We start from the raw sequence: 18,224 nt of genomic DNA on the forward strand, positions 1-18,224 counted from the left end.
GTTATGGCGGAATACATCTACTCCATGGTCCGCGCTCGCAAAGCTGTGGGCGACAAGCTGATCCTCGACGACGTCACCATGTCGTTCCTCCCCGGTGCCAAGATCGGCATGGTCGGGCCGAACGGTGCGGGTAAGTCGACGATCCTGAAGATCATGGCGGGGCTCGACAACCCCTCCAACGGCGAGGCCCGACTGAGCCCCGGCTTCACCGTCGGCATCCTCATGCAGGAGCCCGAGCTCGACGACAGCAAGACCGTCCTCGAGAACATCCAGGATGGCGTGGCGATCAAGCCCAAGCTCGACCGCTTCAACGAGATCTCGGCCCTCATGGCCGACCCCGATGCGGACTTCGACGCCCTGCTGGCCGAGATGGGAACGCTGCAAGAAGAGATCGACGCCGCCGACGGCTGGGACCTCGACTCGCAGCTCGAGCAGGCGATGGACGCGCTGCGCACCCCGCCGGCCGACGCCTCGGTGGTTCCGCTCTCCGGTGGTGAGCGTCGTCGCGTCGCCCTCGCCAAGCTCCTCCTGCAGAAGCCCGACCTGCTGCTCCTCGACGAGCCCACCAACCACCTCGACGCCGAGAGCGTGCTCTGGCTCGAGCAGCACCTCAAGGCGTACAAGGGCGCGGTCATCGCGATCACCCACGACCGGTACTTCCTCGACAACGTCGCGGAGTGGATCGCCGAGGTCGACCGCGGCCACCTCTACCCCTACGAGGGCAACTACTCGACCTACCTCGAGAAGAAGGGGCAGCGCCTCGACGTCCAGGGCAAGAAGGACGCCAAGCTCGCCAAGCGCCTCAAGGAGGAGCTCGAGTGGGTCCGCTCCAACGCCAAGGGCCGCCAGGTCAAGTCGAAGGCGCGTCTCGCCCGCTACGAAGAGATGGCAGCCGAGGCCGAGCGCACGCGCAAGTTGGACTTCGACGAGATCCAGATCCCCGCGGGCCCGCGCCTGGGCAGCATCGTCATCGACGCCAAGAAGCTCGAGAAGAGCTTCGGCGACCGCTCGCTGATCAGCAACCTCAGCTTCAACCTGCCGCCGAACGGCATCGTCGGCGTGATCGGTCCGAACGGTGTCGGAAAGACCACGCTGTTCAAGACGATCGTCGGCCTCGAGCCCCTCGACGGCGGCACGCTGAAGATCGGCGAGACCGTCAAGATCAGCTACGTCGACCAGTCGCGCTCCAACATCGACCCCGAGAAGACGCTGTGGGAGGTCGTGTCCGACGGACTCGACATCATCACCGTCGGCAAGACCGAGATCCCCTCGCGTGCCTACGTGTCGAAGTTCGGGTTCAAGGGCCCCGACCAGCAGAAGAAGGCGGGCGTTCTCTCCGGCGGTGAGCGCAACCGCCTCAACCTCGCCCTCACCCTGAAGGAGGGCGGCAACCTGCTCCTCCTCGACGAGCCGACCAACGACCTCGACGTCGAGACCCTGAGCTCGCTCGAGAACGCGCTGCTCGAGTTCCCCGGTTGCGCCGTGGTCATCACGCACGACCGGTGGTTCCTCGACCGCATCGCGACGCACATCCTCGCCTACGAAGGCACCGAAGAGCACCCCGACCAGTGGCACTGGTTCGAGGGCAACTTCGAGGCCTACGAGGCGAACAAGATCGAGCGCCTCGGTGCCGACGCGGCCAACCCCTCGCGCTCGACGTACCGCAAGCTCACGCGTGACTGACAGCCGCGCGGAGCACACCCCCGACGAGGGTCCGGCGGTCGCCGGACCCTCGCGGGTGCACGTGCCCATCCACCTCCGCTGGGGCGACCTCGACGCCCTCGGGCACGTCAACAACACCTCGATGTTGAAGCTGCTCGAAGAGGCGCGGTTGCGCGCGTTCTGGCACAGCGACGGCGAGGGAGAACCGCTCCCGACGGCGGTGTTCGACATGGACGTGCTCGAGAGCGGCGGCGATCGCGCCACGCTCATCGCCCGTCAAGAGATCGAGTACCTGCGCCCGGTGCCCTACAGTCAACGCCCCCTCGACGTGCGCATGTGGATCGGCGCGATGGGCGGGTCGAGCGCCGACATCTGCTTCGAGGTCTACAGCCCCGTCGGTGACGCCGAGCCCGTGCTCTACGCCCGCGCCACGGCCGTCACGGTCCTCGTCGACACCGCCAGTGGTCGACCCATCCGCTGGACCGAAGCGGAACGCACCGCCTGGGCGCCGTACATCGGCGACCCGATCGAGTACCGCCGGGGCCGTTCGCGCGGGTGAGCCCGCTCCACGGGACCCCGCGTATTCCGCGTCCGTCGTAAGACGCCGGAGCCCGGTGACGTCACTCGCGGGCCCGGGAGGTTCCCTCCCGCCGGGAGCCGACTCTCGTCAGCGCCCTGCGGAACCCGGCCCGCGCACGCCGCCGCCGACCCGCGCGACCTCGCCCGGCGAGGGTCGCCGGGTGTCGGCATCCGGGATCATCCGCGTGGGACGCGCACCATGACCTCTTGCGCGACGCTGGCCACGAGCGCGCCGTCGCGCGTGTAGATGCGTCCGGTGGCGAGTCCTCGGCCCCCGCGGGCGTTCGGGGACTCCTGCACGTACAGCAGCCACTCGTCGACGCGTCCCGGGCGGTGCCACCACATCGCGTGGTCGAGGCTTGCGACCTTCAGCCCCGGGGCGTTCCACGCGACGCCGTGCGCACGCATGATCGACTCCTGGATCGTGAGGTCGCTGAGGTAGGCGAGGGCGGCGCGGTGGACGGCGGGATCGTCGCCGACGGGGCGACGCAGCTTCATCCAGACCGCCTGCCGGGGCACGTGCGGGCCCTCGACCGAGGCGTACAGCGGCGAGGTCACGTGGCGGACGTCGACAGGGCTCTCGGAGAGGATCCTGCGGCTGATCGGGTGCAGGGTCTCGACCTCGAGCGAGGGGGCGTCCTCGGGCTGGGGAATCCCCTCCGGCATCGGCTCGAAGTGCTCGAGACCCGGGTCTTCGTCCTGAAACGAGGCGATCATCGAGAAGATCGGGACGCCGGACTGGAACGCCTGGGTCCGTCGGGTCGAGAACGAGCGGCCGTCGTGAATGCGGTCGACGGAGAAGGTGATGCCGTCGGAGGGATCACCCGGGCGCAGGAAGTATCCGTGCATCGAGTGGACGGTGCGCTCAGCCGGGAGGGTCCGAGACGCTGCGACGATGGTCTGTGCGAGCACCTGACCGCCGTACACGCGCCCGGTGGGCATGGCCTGCGACACCCCCGTGAAGATGTCTTCGGTCGTGCGCGCTCCGGCATCGCGGAGGTCGAGCACGCTCAGCAGCGACGCCACGGGATCGATGGCCTCGGACACACTGACTCCCGTTCCGGTACGGCGAACCCGCACCGCTTGATAGTTTAGGGCGGGTGTCCGCGCGCCTGTTGTTCCCCGACCCGCAGGCGGCAGCCGACCTGCTCACCTTCGCCGCCCGAACGATCCGTCTCGGTGACGGCACCGTGCGACTGCGAGCCGACGGGGGAGTGCTGGTCGCCACGGCGGCCCCTCTCGCCCCCCGCGGACTGCTCGATGCCACGCCGACCGTTCTGGGCCTGCGCGTCTCGGCGATCGACCCCGAGCTCGAGTGCGACCTGGTGGTCGAGGCGTCCGCCCTGCTCCCCGCCCCCGACGACGCGTCCGCGGTCGTGCTGCCCGAGACCGCGACCTCGCCGGCCTGGGCGGGCATCTCGCCCCCGCGCGGAGGATGGGAGCAGACGGATGCCATCGACTCGGCCGTACTCGCATCGCGAGCGCAGTACGGGGTCGCGGCCGTCGCCGACGCCCTTCCCGCCGACGCCGGCGAGGACATCGTGCGCCTCGTGCGGGCACAGGTGTGGGGTCAGCCCGATGAGGCACTGGGGGGACTTCCCCTGGGCACGGCATTCGCGGCCTTCGCTCTGGGCTTCATCGCCGGGTCCGAGCAGGCGCCCGTGCGCCGCAGCGGTGCCTGGACGCGCATGAGTCTCGCGCGCGGCCACGTGCTGGTGCGCGGCCCGGTGCGTTCGGGTCTCACCGCGGTGCGCGCCACGGGGAGCTGATCCAGCAAGCGCACAGGTGGCCTCCATACGCTGAGTGCACGCAAGGGGAGTACTCCCGACGCGACGTATCCGTCATCACGAGTCCACGATTGGATTCCGGGTACGTCGGTCCGAAAGGGCGGAGGAGACCTTGACGCCGCGGCCGCGTGCCGCCCGTCGAGAGGTCCTTCCATGGTCTCGTTCTCCCGTCTGTTCGATCTCGCCTCCAAGGCCGCCGGAAAAGCCGCATCCTCGTCGCGCCCCCCGGGTGCCTCCGGAGGAAAAGACTGGCGCGACATGGTGCGCTCCGCGGCCGACGCCGTGACCGGCGATCGCGGAGCGAGCACCCCGCCCGCCGCAACCCGCGGCCCCGCGTCGAACGGGCGGTACGCGCCGCCCGCGGCATCCCGTCCCTCGTCCGCTCTGCCGGACGCCGACCGTGCCGCCATCGCCCGCTACGACTACCTCCTGCGCACGGCCGACCCCGACAGGGTCGAGCAGATGCACCGCGAAGCGTTCGCCCGCCTCACACCGGCGCAGCGCGCGCACGTGAAGGAGCGGATGGATGCCGATCTGGCCCCTGACGAGCGCCCGCGCACGGACACCGCGGACGACCTCGCGCGCACGGCTGCGCGTGCCGAGGCGGCGCGTCCCGGACGCATGTCCGGGCTGCTCGCCAAGGCCGGGCGCGGCGGTCTGATCGGTGCCGGCGTCGTGGGCGCCGGGGGCCTCCTCGCGGCGGTCGCCGGGGGAGCCGTCGTCAGCGCCGTTGCGGTGCCCCTGCTCGCGCAGGCCGGGCAGATGGGCGTCGACTTCGCGGGGCTCGCAGAGGGCGTCGACCTCGAGGCGATGGCATCCGGGGTCGATCTCGTCTCCCTCGCCGAGGGCACCGGTCTCGGCGAGTGGGCCGGAGGAGCTCAGGATGCCGTGTCGGGCGCCGGGGAGCAGATCAGCGGTTTCGGCGAGGGACTGTCGAACCTCGACATCCCCGGGTTCGGGGACTTCCTCGGTCGGTGATCAGTCGTTCGCGCGGACGGGCAGGCCCGTATCGGGGCGCCCGTCCTGGCGCGGGCCGATCCCGCGCGACTCGAACGTGTTGACCATCGCGTAGGCCGCCCGCTCGAGGTAGTCCCACAGGGGCTCTTCGAACGCGGGCGGCAGGGCGATCTCGTCGACGGCGGCGCGCATGTGCCGCAGCCAGCGGTCGCGGGCGTCGGGGTCGACGTGGAACGGCATGTGGCGCATGCGCAGTCGCGGGTGTCCGCGCGTCTCGCCGTAGGTCGTCGGGCCGCCCCAGTACTGCGCGAGGAACAGGGTGAGGCGTTCGGCGGCCGGGCCGAGGTCCTCTTCGGGGTACATCGGCTTCAGCACCTCGTCGGAGGCGACGCCGCGGTAGAACGCGTCGACCAGCCGACGGAACGTCTCCATCCCGCCCACCTGGTCGTAAAAGCTGACGGGCTCGGTCATGACTCGTCCTTGTCGTCGGCGCGGACCGCCGGAGGAGTGGGCTTGGGCGCGTCGGCGCCGGGAGCCGGGGGCAGGTCGACGATGGCCGTGGGGGTGTCGTCCTGAACGGTCTTCTTCTTCACCTTGGCAGGGGGCGCTTCGCCGGCGTGCTCGTCAGCGGTCTCGGATGAGTCCATCTTGCTGCGGCGCGGGCGCCAGATCGGGCGGCTCGCGCCGACCGCGACCTGGGTCTCTTTGGTCTTCGGCGGGTGCGCTCCGCGGACGCTCTGCGCGCCCTCCGCGCCCGTCAGCACGATCGAGTTGAGCTGGGGGAGCGCGATGCCCATCGCGTCGATGGCCTTCTTCAGGCGCGCGCGCAGCTCGCGGGCCACGTCGTCCTTCGCGCTCGAGCGGGTCTTCATGACGAGGCGGATGACGAGGGCGTCGCCACTGATCGACTCCAGGCCCCAGATCTCGGGCTGCTCGATGATGCGCGAGCGCCACTTCGTCTCTTTCGCCATCGTCTTGGCGGCGGACAGCATCGCCTTCTCGACGTCGTCAATGTCGGCATCGACCGGCACGGCCAAGTCGATGATGACGCGCGACCAGCCCTGCGACATGTTGCCGATGCGGGTGATCTCACCGTTGCGCACGTACCAGAGCGTGCCGTTGACGTCGCGAACGTGGGTGATGCGCACGCTGACGAACTCCACGATGCCGGTCGCGAGCCCCAGGTCGACGACGTCGCCGATGCCGATCTGGTCTTCGGCGACGATGAAGATGCCGTTGAGCACGTCTTTGACGATGTTCTGGGCGCCGAAGCCGAGGCCTGCACCGATTGCGGCGGTGAGCAGCGTGAGCGAGGCGAGCGCGTCGGGCGCGACGATGCTGGCGATCCACACGAGCGCGACGATCACGAGAATGACGTTGACGATGTTCTGCAGGATCGTGCCGAGGGTGCGGGTGCGCTGCACCAGCCGTACCGCGCTGAGCGGCGAGCGATCGAGCGCCTGCGTGTCGTCGACGCGGGCCTTGCTCTTCGCCCCGTTGACGATCCGATCCACCACGCGGCGGATGATGACGCGAAGGATCCAGGCGGCGACGGCGATCCCGATGATGATCCCGAGCACTCTCAGCAGCACACCGCCGAAGCCGAGCAGCTGATCGCCGATCCAGGCCCAGGTGTCGGGGTTGGCCAGATCGCTCGGCGACGTGATGGAGGGTGACGGGGCGGGCGAGGGATTTTCGGCGAGAACGGACATCGGATTCAGCCTAACGACGGATGCCTCGGCGCCGGCTGAGCGTCGAGGCATCCATCGGGGATCGGATCAGGCGTCGCGCGAGCGGAGCGCGATCCACCCGAGCAGAAGGGGACCGATCACCCACCCGGCCATCGTGAGCGCGGGCTCCACCAGGTCGGTCGCTCCGGCCCGGGTGAGGCTGCCGGCCGCGCTGACCGGAAGGTACGTGCCCGCCTCGACGACCCACATCCAGTCGGGGCCGGCGATCGAGAACAGGCTCAGCATGATGGGCAGCACGAAGAGCACTCCCACCGTGACGGCGATCGCACCGGCGCCGCTGCGCAGGACGAAACCGAAGCCGACGCCCATGAGGGTGAAGCAGGCCATCGAGAGCACGCCGAGGGCGAGGGGCACGATCGAGTCGGCGGGCGTCGCCCAGTCGATGCCCGTGCCGCCCAGCAGGGGAGCGGTGGCGGCGATGGCGACGGCGTAGATGATCACGGTGGTCACCATCATCGTCACGGCCACGACGAGCGCCTTCGCCAGCAGCACGGCACCGCGACGGGGCTCCGCGGTGAGCGTCGAGCGGATCATTCCGGTGGAGTACTCCCCGGTCACGACGATCGCGCCGAGGATGCCGGCCACGAGCATCGTGAACTGGGTGGGCGCGAGGATGACGTTCGTCGGCTCCATCCCCCCGCCCATGCCGCTCGTGGCGAGCGCGATGAGCAGCGAGATCCCCACCGACAGTGCGGCGGTGACCCCGAGCGACCACCAGGTCGAGCGGAGCGTGAGGATCTTGATCGCTTCGCTCTTCAGCAGGTGCGCGAAGCTCAGGCGCGGGGTGTTCGGGTGCGTCGCCCGGCGGGGCGCGGCGGCGAGGGCGGTCATGCGATCTCCTTGGTCTTGTACTCGACGGAGTCGTCGGTCAGGGCGAGATAGGCGTCCTCGAGTGAGCCGACGCGCGGGCTGAGTTCGTAGAGGGGGATGCCGCGGGCGGCGGCGATGTCGCCGACCGTTTCGGCCGTGATCCCGGTGATCTGCGCCGCGCCCGGCTCGACGGCCGAGACGGTGGCATCCGGGATCTCGAGGGCGGTGACGAGTTCGCCGAGGCGGGGGGAGCGCACGAGCAGGGTGGTCGTGGTCCAGGTGCGGACGAGGTCGGGGAGGGCCGCGTCGGCGAGCACGCGCCCGCGCCCCAGCACGATCACGTGATCGGCGGTCTGCGACATCTCGCTCATCAGGTGGCTCGACAGCAGGACCGTTCGACCCTCGCCCGCGAGATGGCGCACGAACTGGCGCACCCAGCGGACGCCCTCGGGGTCGAGGCCGTTGACGGGTTCGTCGAGGATCAGCGTGTGCGGGTCGCCGAGCAGGGCGGCCGCGATGCCGAGGCGCTGACCCATGCCGAGCGAGAAGCCGCCCGCGCGCTTGCCGGCCACGGATCCGATGCCGGTGAGCTCGATCACCTCGTCGACGCGGGCGTTCCCGATGCCGTGCGTCGCGGCCATGGCGCGAAGGTGATTGCGCGCCGATCGGCCGGTGTGGATGGCCTTCGCGTCGAGCAGGACGCCGACCTCGGTGAGGGGAGAGCGGAGGTGCCGGTAGTCCTGGCCGCCCACGGTCACGCGGCCGGCGGTGGGGCGGTCGAGCCCGACGATCATGCGCATCGTGGTGGACTTCCCCGCACCGTTCGGTCCGAGGAAGCCGGTCACCCGCCCGGGGGCCACCGTGAACGAGACGCCGTCGACGGCGGTCTTGTCGCCGTACCGCTTGGTGAGGTTGTCTGCAACGATCATGCCTCCACGCTAGGGACGGCGACCCGGTCGCCGCGTCCTCCGTCCGGATGATCGCGAGCGACGGGAGGATGACCCCGCAACGACGGATGCCCCCTCCCGAGGGGGAGAGGGCATCCGACGCAGACGCGGACTACTGGGCGTCACGCTCCTGGACCGCCAGCGCGCGCTCGACGCCGGCGAGGTTCTCTCCGACGAGGCGACGAAGCGCGGGGGCGGCGTCGGCGTTCTGCGACAGCCACTGACGCGTCGCATCGCGCAGCGCCTTGTTCGCCAGGGCGGCGGGGTACAGGCCCACGATCAGGTACTGCGCGATCTGGTAGCTGCGCGACTCCCAGATGGGCAGCAGCATCGCGAAGTACGGCTCGACGAAGTCGGCGAGCACGTCGACCGTCGTCGGGTTCGTGAAGCCCGAGGCCGTCGACCGAACGATCGTGTTCGGCGCGTCGGCGCGCTCGATGAGCGAGTCCCACGCCTCCTGCTTCGCCGCATGCGAGGGGAGCGACGCCTTGGCCATGGCCGCGAACTCCCCGCCCTTCGCCGTGTTGTCCGCGGCGCGCGCCTCGTCGATGTCGGCCGCCGTGACTACGCCCGCGGAGGCGAGCGAGACCAGCAGCTGCCACGACAGGTCGGTGTCGATCTCGAGGCCCTCGAGTGTGGTGTCGCCGTCGCGGAGCGCACGGACCGTCTCGGCGTGAGCCGGGGTGGAGGCCGCCGAGGCGAACGCCGTCACGAACTGCAACTGGCTGTCGCTGCCGGCCTCGGCCTTCTGCGCCAGCTCCCACAGGCCGTCGGCCACGCGCTCGCGCGCCGCGTCACGGGTCTCGGGGGCGACGTACGAGTTCGCGGCGAGCTGCAGCTGGCCCAGCGTCGTGCGCACCGTGGTCGACTCGGTCTCGGAGCCGATGTTCTGCAGGACGAGGTCGAGGTAATCGGTGGCCGAGGCCTCGGCATCCCGCGTCTGATCCCACGCCGCACCCCACACGAGCGAACGCGCGAGCGGGTCGGAGATGTCCTTCAGGTGCGCGATCGCGGTGGCCAGCGAGCGCTCGTCGAGACGGATCTTCGCGTAAGCGAGGTCATCGTCGTTGAGCAGCACGAGGTCGGGACGACGGATGCCACGGAGCTCGGCGACCTCGGTGCGGTCGCCGTCGACGTCGATCTCGACGCGGTGGACGCGCTCGAGCGAGCCCGACTCGGTCACCGAGTAGAAGCCCACGCCCAGTCGGTGCGGGCGGATGGTGGGGTAGTCGGCCGGGGCGGTCTGCACGATGGCGAAACGCGTGATCGTGCCGTCCGCTCCCTCTTCGATGAGCGGGGTGAGCGTGTTGACACCCGCCGTCTCGAGCCACTTCTTGGCCCAGTCGCCCAGGTCGCGACCGCTGGTGGCCTCGAGCTCGACGAGCAGGTCGCCGACCTCGGTGTTCGACCACTGGTGCTTCTGGAAGTACGCGGCCACACCCGCGAAGAACTGCTCGATACCCACCCACGCGGCGAGCTGCTTCAGCACGGAGCCGCCCTTGGCGTAGGTGATGCCGTCGAAGTTCACCTGCACGTCTTCGAGGTCGTTGATCTCGGCGACGACCGGGTGGGTCGAGGGGAGCTGGTCCTGGCGGTACGCCCAGGTCTTCTCCATCGCGTTGAAGGTCGTCCAGGCGGCCTCCCACTCGGTGGCCTCGGCGGTGGCGATCGTGGAGGCCCACTCGGCGAACGACTCGTTCAGCCAGAGGTCGTTCCACCACTTCATGGTGACGAGGTCGCCGAACCACATGTGCGCGAGCTCGTGGAGGATCGTCACGACGCGACGTTCCTTCACGGCATCCGTCACCTTGCTGCGGAAGACGTAGGTCTCGGTGAAGGTGACCGCACCCGCGTTCTCCATCGCGCCGGCGTTGAATTCGGGCACGAAGAGCTGGTCGTACTTGGCGAACGGATAGGGGAAGCCGAACTTCTCCTCGAAGTACGCGAAGCCCTGACGGGTCTTCTCGAAGACGTAGTCGGCGTCGAGGTACTGCCACAGGCTCTTCCGAGCGAAGACGCCGAGGGGGATGACGCGTCCGTCGGCGCTCGTGAGCTCGCTGTAGGTCGCCTCGTAGGGACCCGCGACGAGAGCGGTGATGTACGACGAGATGCGCGGGGTGGCGGGGAAGTCCCAGCGGGCGGTGTCGTCCGAGACGGCGACCGGCTCGGGCGTGGGGGAGTTGGAGACGACCTTCCAGCGCGCGGGGGCGGTGACCGAGAAGGTGAAGGCGGCCTTGAGATCGGGCTGCTCGAACACCGTGTACATGCGGCGCGAGTCGGGCACCTCGAACTGCGAGTAGAGGTAGACCTCGCCGTCGACGGGGTCGACGAAGCGGTGCAGGCCCTCGCCGGTGTTGGTGTATTCGCAGTCGGCCTCGACGACGAGCTCGTTCTCGGCCGCGAGGTCATCGAGCGCGATGCGCGAGTCGGCGAAGACGGCGGCGGGGTCGAGCGAGCGGCCGTTGAGGGTGATTGCGTGCACGGTGCGCGCGATCAGGTCGATGAAGGTCGACGCGCCCTCGGTGGCGGCGAAGGTCACGACGGTGCGCGAGGCGAAGACCTCGTCTCCGCGCGTGAGGTCGAGCTGCACGTCGTAGGAGTGCGTGTCGACGATCGCGCGACGCTCCTGCGCTTCGATGCGGGTGAGGTTCTCTCCTGGCACTGGCGTTCTCCCGGGGATCTGGGTGGTTTGTCGCAGGTGACGCGGTTGACGTCGGTGACAACCGTATAAGCCTAGTAGCGAGATATCTCGCGTCCGCGCCTCGCGCGGGAGTGCGAGGATGTGATCGTGAGCACGACCGACACGGACACCAGCCCTGAGACCGTCCTCTACGCGTCGCCCGCTGCGGCGTGCGGACCCAAGTGGGTCGAGACGCCGGTGGCGTACGACGGCATCCTCCTCGCCGGCTTCGGCGGGCCCGAGGGTCAGGACGACGTCATCCCGTTCCTGCGCAACGTGACGCGTGGGCGCGGCATCCCCGATGAGCGACTCGAAGAGGTCGCCCACCACTACCGTCACTTCGGCGGCGTCAGCCCGATCAATCAGCACAATCGCGAGCTGAAGGCCGCCCTCGAGGCCGAGATCGCCAAGCGCGGACTGGGTCTGCCCGTGTACTGGGGCAATCGCAACTGGTCGCCGTATCTCGAAGAGGCCGTCACCGAGGCGGCCGAGGCGGGCGACACGACCCTCCTCGCGATCGCGACGAGCGCCTACAGCTCGTTCTCGAGCTGCCGTCAGTACCGCGAAGACTACGCCCGTGTGCTTGAGGCGACCGGTCTCGGTGAGACGGTGACGATCGACAAGGTCCGTCAGTTCTTCGACCACCCGGGCTTCGTGAGCACCTTCGTCCGGGGCGTGACGGATGCCGTCTCGGCCTACGTCGCCGACGGGATCGCGCCCGAGAAGATCCGCGTGCTCTTCTCCACGCACTCGATTCCGAGCGCCGACGCGGAGCGTTCCGGCCCTCGCGACGTCGAGTTCGGAGAGGGCGGTGCCTACGAGGCGCAGCACAAGGCCGTCGCCGCCTTCGTCATGGCCGAGGTCGCCGCCGCCGTCGCCGACGTCGAGTGGGAGCTCGTCTACCAGTCGCGTTCGGGCCCGCCCACGCAGCCCTGGCTCGAGCCCGACGTCAACGATGTGATCGCGGAGCTTCCCGGCCGCGGCGCCGAGGCGGTCGTCATCGTGCCCCTTGGTTTCGTCAGCGACCACATGGAGGTGCTCTGGGACCTCGACACCGAGGCCATGGAGGCCGCTGAAGAGGCGGGCATTCGCGCGGTGCGCACGCCGACGCCGGGCATCGATCCTGCGTACGTCTCGGGTCTGATCGACCTGGTCGAGGAGCGGCTCAAGGGCACGCCGAAGGCGGAGCGCCCGCACCTGACCGACCTGGGCCCCTGGTACGACGTGTGCCGGCCGGGGTGCTGCGAGAACATCCGCGCCGGTTTCAAGCCGGTCGCCGCAGGTCTGCGTCCCTGACGACCTCGTACGCCGCCCGTTCCTCACCCGGAGCGGGCGGCGTCGTCATGTCCGCCCGCGATGCCGGAGCCGCTCAATAGACTTGCCGCATGCGCATCCACATCGGCACCGATCACGCCGGTCTCGAGTTCTCCACCCAGATCCAGCACCACCTCGCCGCTCAGGGGCACGAGGTCGTCGACCACGGCCCGGTCGAGTACGACGCCCTCGACGACTACCCGGCCTTCTGCATCCGCGCCGCGCAGGCGGTCGTGCGCGACCAGGCCGCGGGCGTCGAGGCCCTCGGTGTCGTGTTCGGCGGCTCGGGCAACGGCGAGCAGATCGCCGCGAACAAGGTGCTCGGCGTGCGCGCGGCGCTCGTGTGGAACATCTCCACGGCTGAGCTCGCCCGCGAGCACAACGACGCCAACGTCATCTCGATCGGTGCGCGACAGCACACCTTCGACGAGGCCGCGTCGTTCATCGACCGCTTCATCGCGACGCCCTTCTCGGGTGAGGAGCGCCACGCCCGTCGCATCGGGCAGCTCGCCGCCTTCGAGCAGGACGGGGTGCTGCTGCCCGACCCGCGCGCCGGCCAGAAGCCGAACACCATGACCGACGCGAGCGACTCGTTCGACCCTGAGGCAGGCTGATGCCCGAAGGGCATTCCGTCCACCGCATCGCGCGGCAGTTCGACCGCAACATCGTGGGACGCACGGTCTCGGCATCCAGCCCCCAGGGGCGTTTCGCCGAGGGCGCCTCGGTCATCGACGGCCGCGAGGCGCTCGAGGTGCGGGCCGTGGCGAAGCAGATGTTCCTCCGCTTCGACGGAGACGTCTGGCTGCGCGTGCACCTCGGCATGTACGGCGCCTGGGACTTCTCGGGCGAGGTGGTCGTCGATGCGACCATCGCCTCGGCCAACGGCCGCATGGGCCAGACGAATCAGCGCGGCACGGTCGTCGACGACGAGCCGATCCTGGATGCAGCGGGCGAGAACTCCTTGACCTCCATCGGCGCACCACGTCGCACGCGCGTGCGCATGTCGGAGCAGACGACGGGCCTCGAGGAGCAGAACGAGTGGCCCCCGCCGGTGGTCGGCCAGGTGCGCCTGCGCCTGCTCACCGACACCACGTGCGCCGACCTGCGCGGGCCCACCGCCTGCGTGCTGCAGACCCCCGACGAGGTGCAGGCGACCATCGCGAAGCTCGGGCCCGACCCTCTCGTTGACGACTTCCCCGAGGGCGAGGAGCGCTTCACCGCCACGGTGCGCAAGAAGCCCACGCCCATCGGCCTGCTGCTGATGGACCAGGCCGTCGTGAGCGGCATCGGCAACGTGTACCGCGCCGAGCTGCTGTTCCGCGCGCGGCAGAACCCCCACACGCCGGGTCGCGACGTGCCCGAAGAGGTCGTGCGGGGCATCTGGCGCGACTGGGCGACGCTGCTGCCGATCGGCGTCGAGACCGGTCAGATGATGACGATGGACGGGCTCGACCCCGCCGCCTACCGCCGCGCGATGGCGCGCCGCGCCGACCGGCACTGGGTCTACCACCGCGAAGGACTGCCCTGCCGCGTGTGCGGAACCGCGATCGTCATGGAAGAAGCCGCCGGACGCAAGCTGTACTGGTGTCCGAAGTGCCAGGCGTGAGCGAGCGGGTTCCGGGCTCTGCGACGGACTCAGGGACCGGGGCGGGAGGCGGCTGAGCCTGTTCGAGCCGCCCGGCGCCGCGTTCTAGGCTGATCCGGTGCGTCAGAATCCGAGCTTCGCGATGACCGATGTCGGTGAGATCCGTCGTCTCATTGACCTCAACCCCTGGGTCACCCTCGTCAGTCAGACCGACGACGGCCTCGTTGCCTCGCACTACGCGGTCATGCTCGACGACACCCGGGACGACCTGACGATCGTGGGCCATGTCGGCAAGCCCGACGACGCGATCCTCGGTCTCGGCGACCGGGAGCTCCTCGTCGTCGTCCAGGGCCCCCACGGCTACATCACTCCGCGGTGGTACGGGGACGTCCCTGCCGTGCCGACGTGGAACTTCGTGTCGGCGCACCTCAGCGGCATCCCGGAACTCCTCTCTCCGGAGGAGAACCTGCGGGTCCTCGAGCGCCTGGTGGAGCGTTTCGAGGGTGATGGTGACGACGCGAGAGGGCTGTACGCGGTGCCCAACGACGCCGCCTTCGTCGAAAGGCTCGAGCGCGGAACCATGGGGTTCCGCCTCACGCCGACGCGGGTGACGGCGAAGCGCAAGCTCAGCCAGAACCGTCCCGCGGAGGTCGTCGAGACGATCATCGACGGTCTGACCGCCGAGGGGCGCCACGAGCTCTCCGCTGAGATGCGTCGCGCCGCCGACGCGCGGGTCCGCCCGTGATCGGCGAGAACGTCGGGTTCCTCCGCGCGGTGCGTGTCGCCGGACCCGGACGCGAATTCCTCCCGACGTCCGAGCCCGTCGACATCGTCATCTCCGACGGACGGATCGCCGATATCGCGCCGACGGGCAACCTGCGGCCCACCGGCGCCGTCCTCGAGGGGGAGGGCGGGTGGCTTCTCCCCGGGCTCTGGGACCACCACGTGCACGTGCTCCAGTGGGCCCTCGCGGCGGATCGTGTGCCCCTCGGCGAGGTGGCGAGCGCGCGCGACGCCGCGACGATCATGGCGCTCGCCCCCGAGTCCGACGGCCGCCGCGTCGGTTCCGGATTCCGTGACGGGCTCTGGTCCGACGAGCCGAGCCTGGAGTTGTTGGATGCCTCCACCGGGGGCGTGCCGACGTACCTGATCAACGCCGACGTCCACAGCGTGTGGATGAACACGGCGGCTTTCCGACGCGAGGGCTTCGAGCCCGTGGCATCCGGGATGCTCGTCGAAGAGGACGCGTTCGAGATCTCGCGCCGTGTGAACGCCGTCGAGGCCGACGTCGCCGACGCCGCCGTGGAGCGCATGGCCCGCGCGGCCGCGGCTCGCGGGGTCGTGGGTCTCGTCGACCTCGACATGACCTGGAACGACGAACCCTGGCAGCGGCGAGCGGCGCGCGGATTCGACACGCTGCGCATCTCGTACGGCACGTACCCGCAGGACCTGGATCGGGCCATCGCCGAGGGTCTTCGCACGGGCGACCCCGTGAGGGGATCGTCGAACGGTCTCGTGCGGGTCGGGCCGCTCAAGGCGATCACCGACGGCTCGCTGGGCACCCGCACCGCGGCGTGCGCCCACCACTATCCGGGCGACACCGGCAACCACGGATTGCTGACCGTCCCGCCGGAGGAGCTCGTCGACCTGATGACGCGGGCCACGGCGGCTGGACTCGAGTGCGCGATCCACGCCATCGGCGACGTCGCGAACGCCCACGCGCTCGACGCGTACGCCCTCACCGGCGCGGTGGGCACCATCGAACACGCGCAGCTCGTCGCTCACGCCGACATTCCGCGCTTCGCCCGTCTGAGGGTCGCCGCGAGCGTGCAGCCCGAGCACGCGCTCGACGATCGGGACATGACGGATGCCATCTGGGCCGAGCAATCCGCCCAGCCCTACCCGCTGCGGGCCCTGGCCGACAGCGGCGCGAACCTCCGCTTCGGTTCCGACGCGCCCGTCGCACCCCTCGACCCGTGGGCCGCGATGGCGTCGGCGGTGTTCCGCACGCGCGACGGACGCGACGCGTGGCAGCCGCACCAGCGGGTCGACATCGACACGGCGATCGCCGCCTCGACGGCGGGGGGATCGACCGCACCCGCCGAGATCTCACCGGGCGCCCTCGCCGATCTCGTCATCGTCGGGGCCGACCCGCTGATCGCCGACGAGCGTGGACTGCGCGCGATGCCCGTGCGGGCGACGCTGCTCGCGGGTCGCGTCACGCACGGCGCCTGACGCACGATCGTTCTTTTCCGCGTGAGGGGTCACTTTCTGTCGCTGGGCGCGTCTCCTGGCGACAGGAAGTGACCCCTCACGCGCGCGGTGGAGGGGCGGGGGAGCGGGAGACGTGCCGGAACGACGAAGGGGGCGGTGCCGAAGCACCGCCCCCTTCGAGGAACGTCTTACGCGGCGAGGTGCGCGAACAGGAACCAACGGTCCTTGTCGAGGCCGCGCTTGATCTCGATCGCCACGTCCTGGCTCGACATGTCGATCTCGTCGAGACCCTCGATGGCGGCTTCGATGTCGACGAGCACCGCGTCGATGTCGGCGATCACGGCGCGGATGACGACATCGGACTGCGCGAAACCGGCCGGGACCTCGGTGGCCTTCGCCTTCGCGGCGACGGTCGACAGGCGCGAGTCGATGGGAAGACCCAGGGCGACGATGCGCTCGGCGGCCAGGTCGGCCCACTCCTGCGCGTGAGCGACGACCGAGTCGAGCAGCTCGTGCACGCCGATGAAGTTGGCGCCGCGGACGTGCCAGTGCGCCTGTTTGCCGTTGACGACGAGCGCCTCGAGGCCGATGACGACGGGGGAGAGGAACTGGGCGGTGCCGGCGGCCATCGTCGGGTCGACGGTGGTGGCGGCGGGGGTCTGGACGGTGCTCATGTGTGCTCCTTAGGCGACGTTCGAAGTCTCGATGGATGCAACGCTACTCACGTGGCGGCATTCCGCAAGCAAGATGAGGCTCGGCTAAATCCCTGGTGAATAGGCAATCCTCACCTTCCTTGATCGCGTCTCAGCCCCACGGCGAGACCGAGGGTCACTACCGCGGCGGCTCCGGCGACGAGCATTCCCCAGGGCGTGGAGCGGATGCCGGTCCACGCGAGGGATCCTCCGGTCTGGGCCGGATCCGCGAGGGACGGACCGGGTTCTCCGGTCGGAGGGGCGCTCGCCGTCGCGTCCGTGAGCCGGACGACGGGAGTCACGACGGCGTCAGCGTTACGCGAGATGTTGCCGGAGTCGGCATCCATCCTCACTCCGAGGTCGATGCGCAGCGTGTCACCCGGCGCGATCACCGAGCTCACCCACTGGTCCCCCTGCGGCACCGGGCTCGAGGCCACGACCAGGGTGAGCGAGCGCGCGAACGAGGTGTCGCCCGGGTCCGAGCCGACGGGGGCGGTATCGAGGCGCAGGCCCGCCCGTGCCGGATCGGGACTCGCGTTTCGGATCCACAGGGTGGAGGTGAGCGTGCCACCAGGGACGATGCGGTCCGGCTGGTCGAACAGGCGCACCGCTCCGTCCGAGACGAAGCGCGCCCCATCGTCGCTCACGAGCAACTGGCTGGACGAAGCCGATGCGGGAGTCGGCGTCAGCAGGGGAGCGGATGCCGTGACGAGGATCAAAGCGCACGCCGTCGTCGTTCTCCGGTGGCGATGCGAACGGACGAGATCGAAGATGAGCAGGACCAGGCCGTAGCCGACGACCGCGACGCCGACCGCCGCGATGACGATCCCGCGCTCCTGTCCTCCGAAGACGATCCCGGGATACCCGAGATACGGCACCGCGAAGACCACCGTTCCGCGAAGTTGCTCGCTCTGCACCGGGGGATCGTCGGCGTCGTTGGCGTCCCCTCGCGTGATCAGCAGCCGCGCGCCACCGGTGCTGCTGGTCGTACCCACGACGCGGTGCGTGACCACGGCGGGCTCGCCCGAGCGCAGTTGATAGGTCACGACATCTCCGACCGAGACGTCGTCTATCGAGGACGGGCGGACCGCGATCAACGTCCCCGGTGGCATGCCCGGCTGCATGCTCGCGGTCAGGACGGTGTACGTCTGCGCGCCGAGGAGCAGAGGGATCACCACGGTGATCAAGCCGAAAAGCGACACCGCGACGAGAACGATGCTGCCCACGATGGCGCGCGTCCGAGCCC

17 protein-coding genes are annotated in these 18,224 nt (G+C 69.9%); 9 read left to right on the forward strand and 8 right to left on the reverse strand.

Annotated elements, in window-relative coordinates; genetic code table 11:
- Positions 1-3 precede the first annotated feature (3 nt).
- Together ettA and ASE56_RS14225 are read left to right on the forward strand one after the other, a co-directional pair.
- Positions 4-1,683, forward strand: a complete 1,680-nt coding sequence (gene ettA / locus ASE56_RS14220; RefSeq protein ID WP_056230991.1) for an energy-dependent translational throttle protein EttA — start codon at positions 4-6, stop codon at positions 1,681-1,683.
- The gene (locus ASE56_RS14225) at positions 1,676-2,221 is read left to right on the forward strand and encodes a thioesterase family protein (RefSeq protein ID WP_056230995.1); all 546 of its coding nucleotides are present in this window, start codon (positions 1,676-1,678) and stop codon (positions 2,219-2,221) included. Before ettA ends, ASE56_RS14225 begins: the two co-directional genes overlap by 8 nt.
- 197 nt (positions 2,222-2,418) lie before the next feature.
- Here the strand turns inward: ASE56_RS14225 and ASE56_RS14230 are convergent, their stop codons facing one another.
- A complete protein-coding gene (locus tag ASE56_RS14230) occupies positions 2,419-3,288 on the reverse strand; it encodes an acyl-CoA thioesterase II (RefSeq protein ID WP_200914203.1) in 870 nt (289 codons plus the stop codon).
- A gap of 53 nt (positions 3,289-3,341) precedes the next feature.
- On the opposite strand from ASE56_RS14230, the gene ASE56_RS14235 reads away from it, so the two are divergent.
- Both ASE56_RS14235 and ASE56_RS14240 read left to right on the forward strand, forming a co-directional pair.
- The gene (locus ASE56_RS14235) at positions 3,342-4,010 is read left to right on the forward strand and encodes a hypothetical protein (protein WP_056230999.1); all 669 of its coding nucleotides are present in this window, start codon (positions 3,342-3,344) and stop codon (positions 4,008-4,010) included.
- A 276-nt stretch (positions 4,011-4,286) separates the two neighbouring features.
- A complete protein-coding gene (locus tag ASE56_RS14240) occupies positions 4,287-5,006 on the forward strand; it encodes a DUF3106 domain-containing protein (protein ID WP_235557007.1) in 720 nt (239 codons plus the stop codon).
- Here ASE56_RS14240 and ASE56_RS14245 read toward each other — a convergent pair whose 3' ends face one another.
- The 5 genes from ASE56_RS14245 to pepN form a co-directional block, all read right to left on the reverse strand.
- On the reverse strand, positions 5,007-5,456 hold the full coding sequence (locus tag ASE56_RS14245) for a globin (protein WP_056231007.1): 450 nt from the start codon (positions 5,454-5,456) through the stop codon (positions 5,007-5,009).
- The gene (locus tag ASE56_RS14250) at positions 5,453-6,697 is read right to left on the reverse strand and encodes a mechanosensitive ion channel family protein (RefSeq protein WP_056231010.1); all 1,245 of its coding nucleotides are present in this window, start codon (positions 6,695-6,697) and stop codon (positions 5,453-5,455) included. The genes ASE56_RS14245 and ASE56_RS14250 overlap by 4 nt, the downstream gene beginning before the upstream one ends.
- Before the next feature lie 66 nt (positions 6,698-6,763).
- Complete coding sequence (locus ASE56_RS14255) at positions 6,764-7,567, reverse strand: ABC transporter permease subunit (protein ID WP_056231014.1); 804 nt, start codon at positions 7,565-7,567, stop codon at positions 6,764-6,766.
- A complete protein-coding gene (locus tag ASE56_RS14260) occupies positions 7,564-8,475 on the reverse strand; it encodes an ABC transporter ATP-binding protein (RefSeq protein ID WP_056231016.1) in 912 nt (303 codons plus the stop codon). Before ASE56_RS14260 ends, ASE56_RS14255 begins: the two co-directional genes overlap by 4 nt.
- A 130-nt stretch (positions 8,476-8,605) precedes the next feature.
- A complete protein-coding gene (gene pepN / locus ASE56_RS14265) occupies positions 8,606-11,155 on the reverse strand; it encodes an aminopeptidase N (RefSeq protein WP_056231021.1) in 2,550 nt (849 codons plus the stop codon).
- 126 nt (positions 11,156-11,281) lie between these two features.
- Between pepN and ASE56_RS14270 the strand changes: the two genes are divergently transcribed.
- The 5 genes from ASE56_RS14270 (at position 11,282) to ASE56_RS14290 (ending at position 16,307) form a co-directional block, all read left to right on the forward strand.
- Positions 11,282-12,469, forward strand: a complete 1,188-nt coding sequence (locus tag ASE56_RS14270; protein ID WP_056232326.1) for a ferrochelatase — start codon at positions 11,282-11,284, stop codon at positions 12,467-12,469.
- 89 nt (positions 12,470-12,558) lie between these two features.
- Complete coding sequence (locus ASE56_RS14275; RefSeq protein ID WP_056231025.1) at positions 12,559-13,101, forward strand: ribose-5-phosphate isomerase; 543 nt, start codon at positions 12,559-12,561, stop codon at positions 13,099-13,101.
- Positions 13,101-14,093: an Fpg/Nei family DNA glycosylase gene (locus ASE56_RS14280; RefSeq protein ID WP_056231030.1), complete on the forward strand. Its 993-nt coding sequence runs from the start codon at positions 13,101-13,103 to the stop codon at positions 14,091-14,093. The genes ASE56_RS14275 and ASE56_RS14280 overlap by 1 nt, the downstream gene beginning before the upstream one ends.
- A gap of 97 nt (positions 14,094-14,190) precedes the next feature.
- Positions 14,191-14,817 (forward strand): FMN-binding negative transcriptional regulator, encoded by a 627-nt coding sequence (locus ASE56_RS14285; protein ID WP_200914206.1) that lies wholly within the window; start codon positions 14,191-14,193, stop codon positions 14,815-14,817.
- On the forward strand, positions 14,814-16,307 hold the full coding sequence (locus ASE56_RS14290; protein ID WP_056231034.1) for an amidohydrolase: 1,494 nt from the start codon (positions 14,814-14,816) through the stop codon (positions 16,305-16,307). The genes ASE56_RS14285 and ASE56_RS14290 overlap by 4 nt, the downstream gene beginning before the upstream one ends.
- Positions 16,308-16,474: 167 nt before the next feature.
- On the opposite strand, the gene ASE56_RS14295 is transcribed toward ASE56_RS14290, so the two are convergent.
- Together ASE56_RS14295 and ASE56_RS17245 are read right to left on the reverse strand one after the other, a co-directional pair.
- The gene (locus ASE56_RS14295; RefSeq protein WP_056231037.1) at positions 16,475-16,960 is read right to left on the reverse strand and encodes a Dps family protein; all 486 of its coding nucleotides are present in this window, start codon (positions 16,958-16,960) and stop codon (positions 16,475-16,477) included.
- Positions 16,961-17,070: 110 nt separating this feature from the next.
- Positions 17,071-18,204 (reverse strand): signal peptidase I, encoded by a 1,134-nt coding sequence (locus ASE56_RS17245; RefSeq protein ID WP_056231042.1) that lies wholly within the window; start codon positions 18,202-18,204, stop codon positions 17,071-17,073.
- Positions 18,205-18,224: the final 20 nt, after the last annotated feature.

The organism is Microbacterium sp. Leaf203 (assembly GCF_001421275.1).
Lineage (GTDB): Bacteria > Actinomycetota > Actinomycetes > Actinomycetales > Microbacteriaceae > Microbacterium > Microbacterium testaceum_A.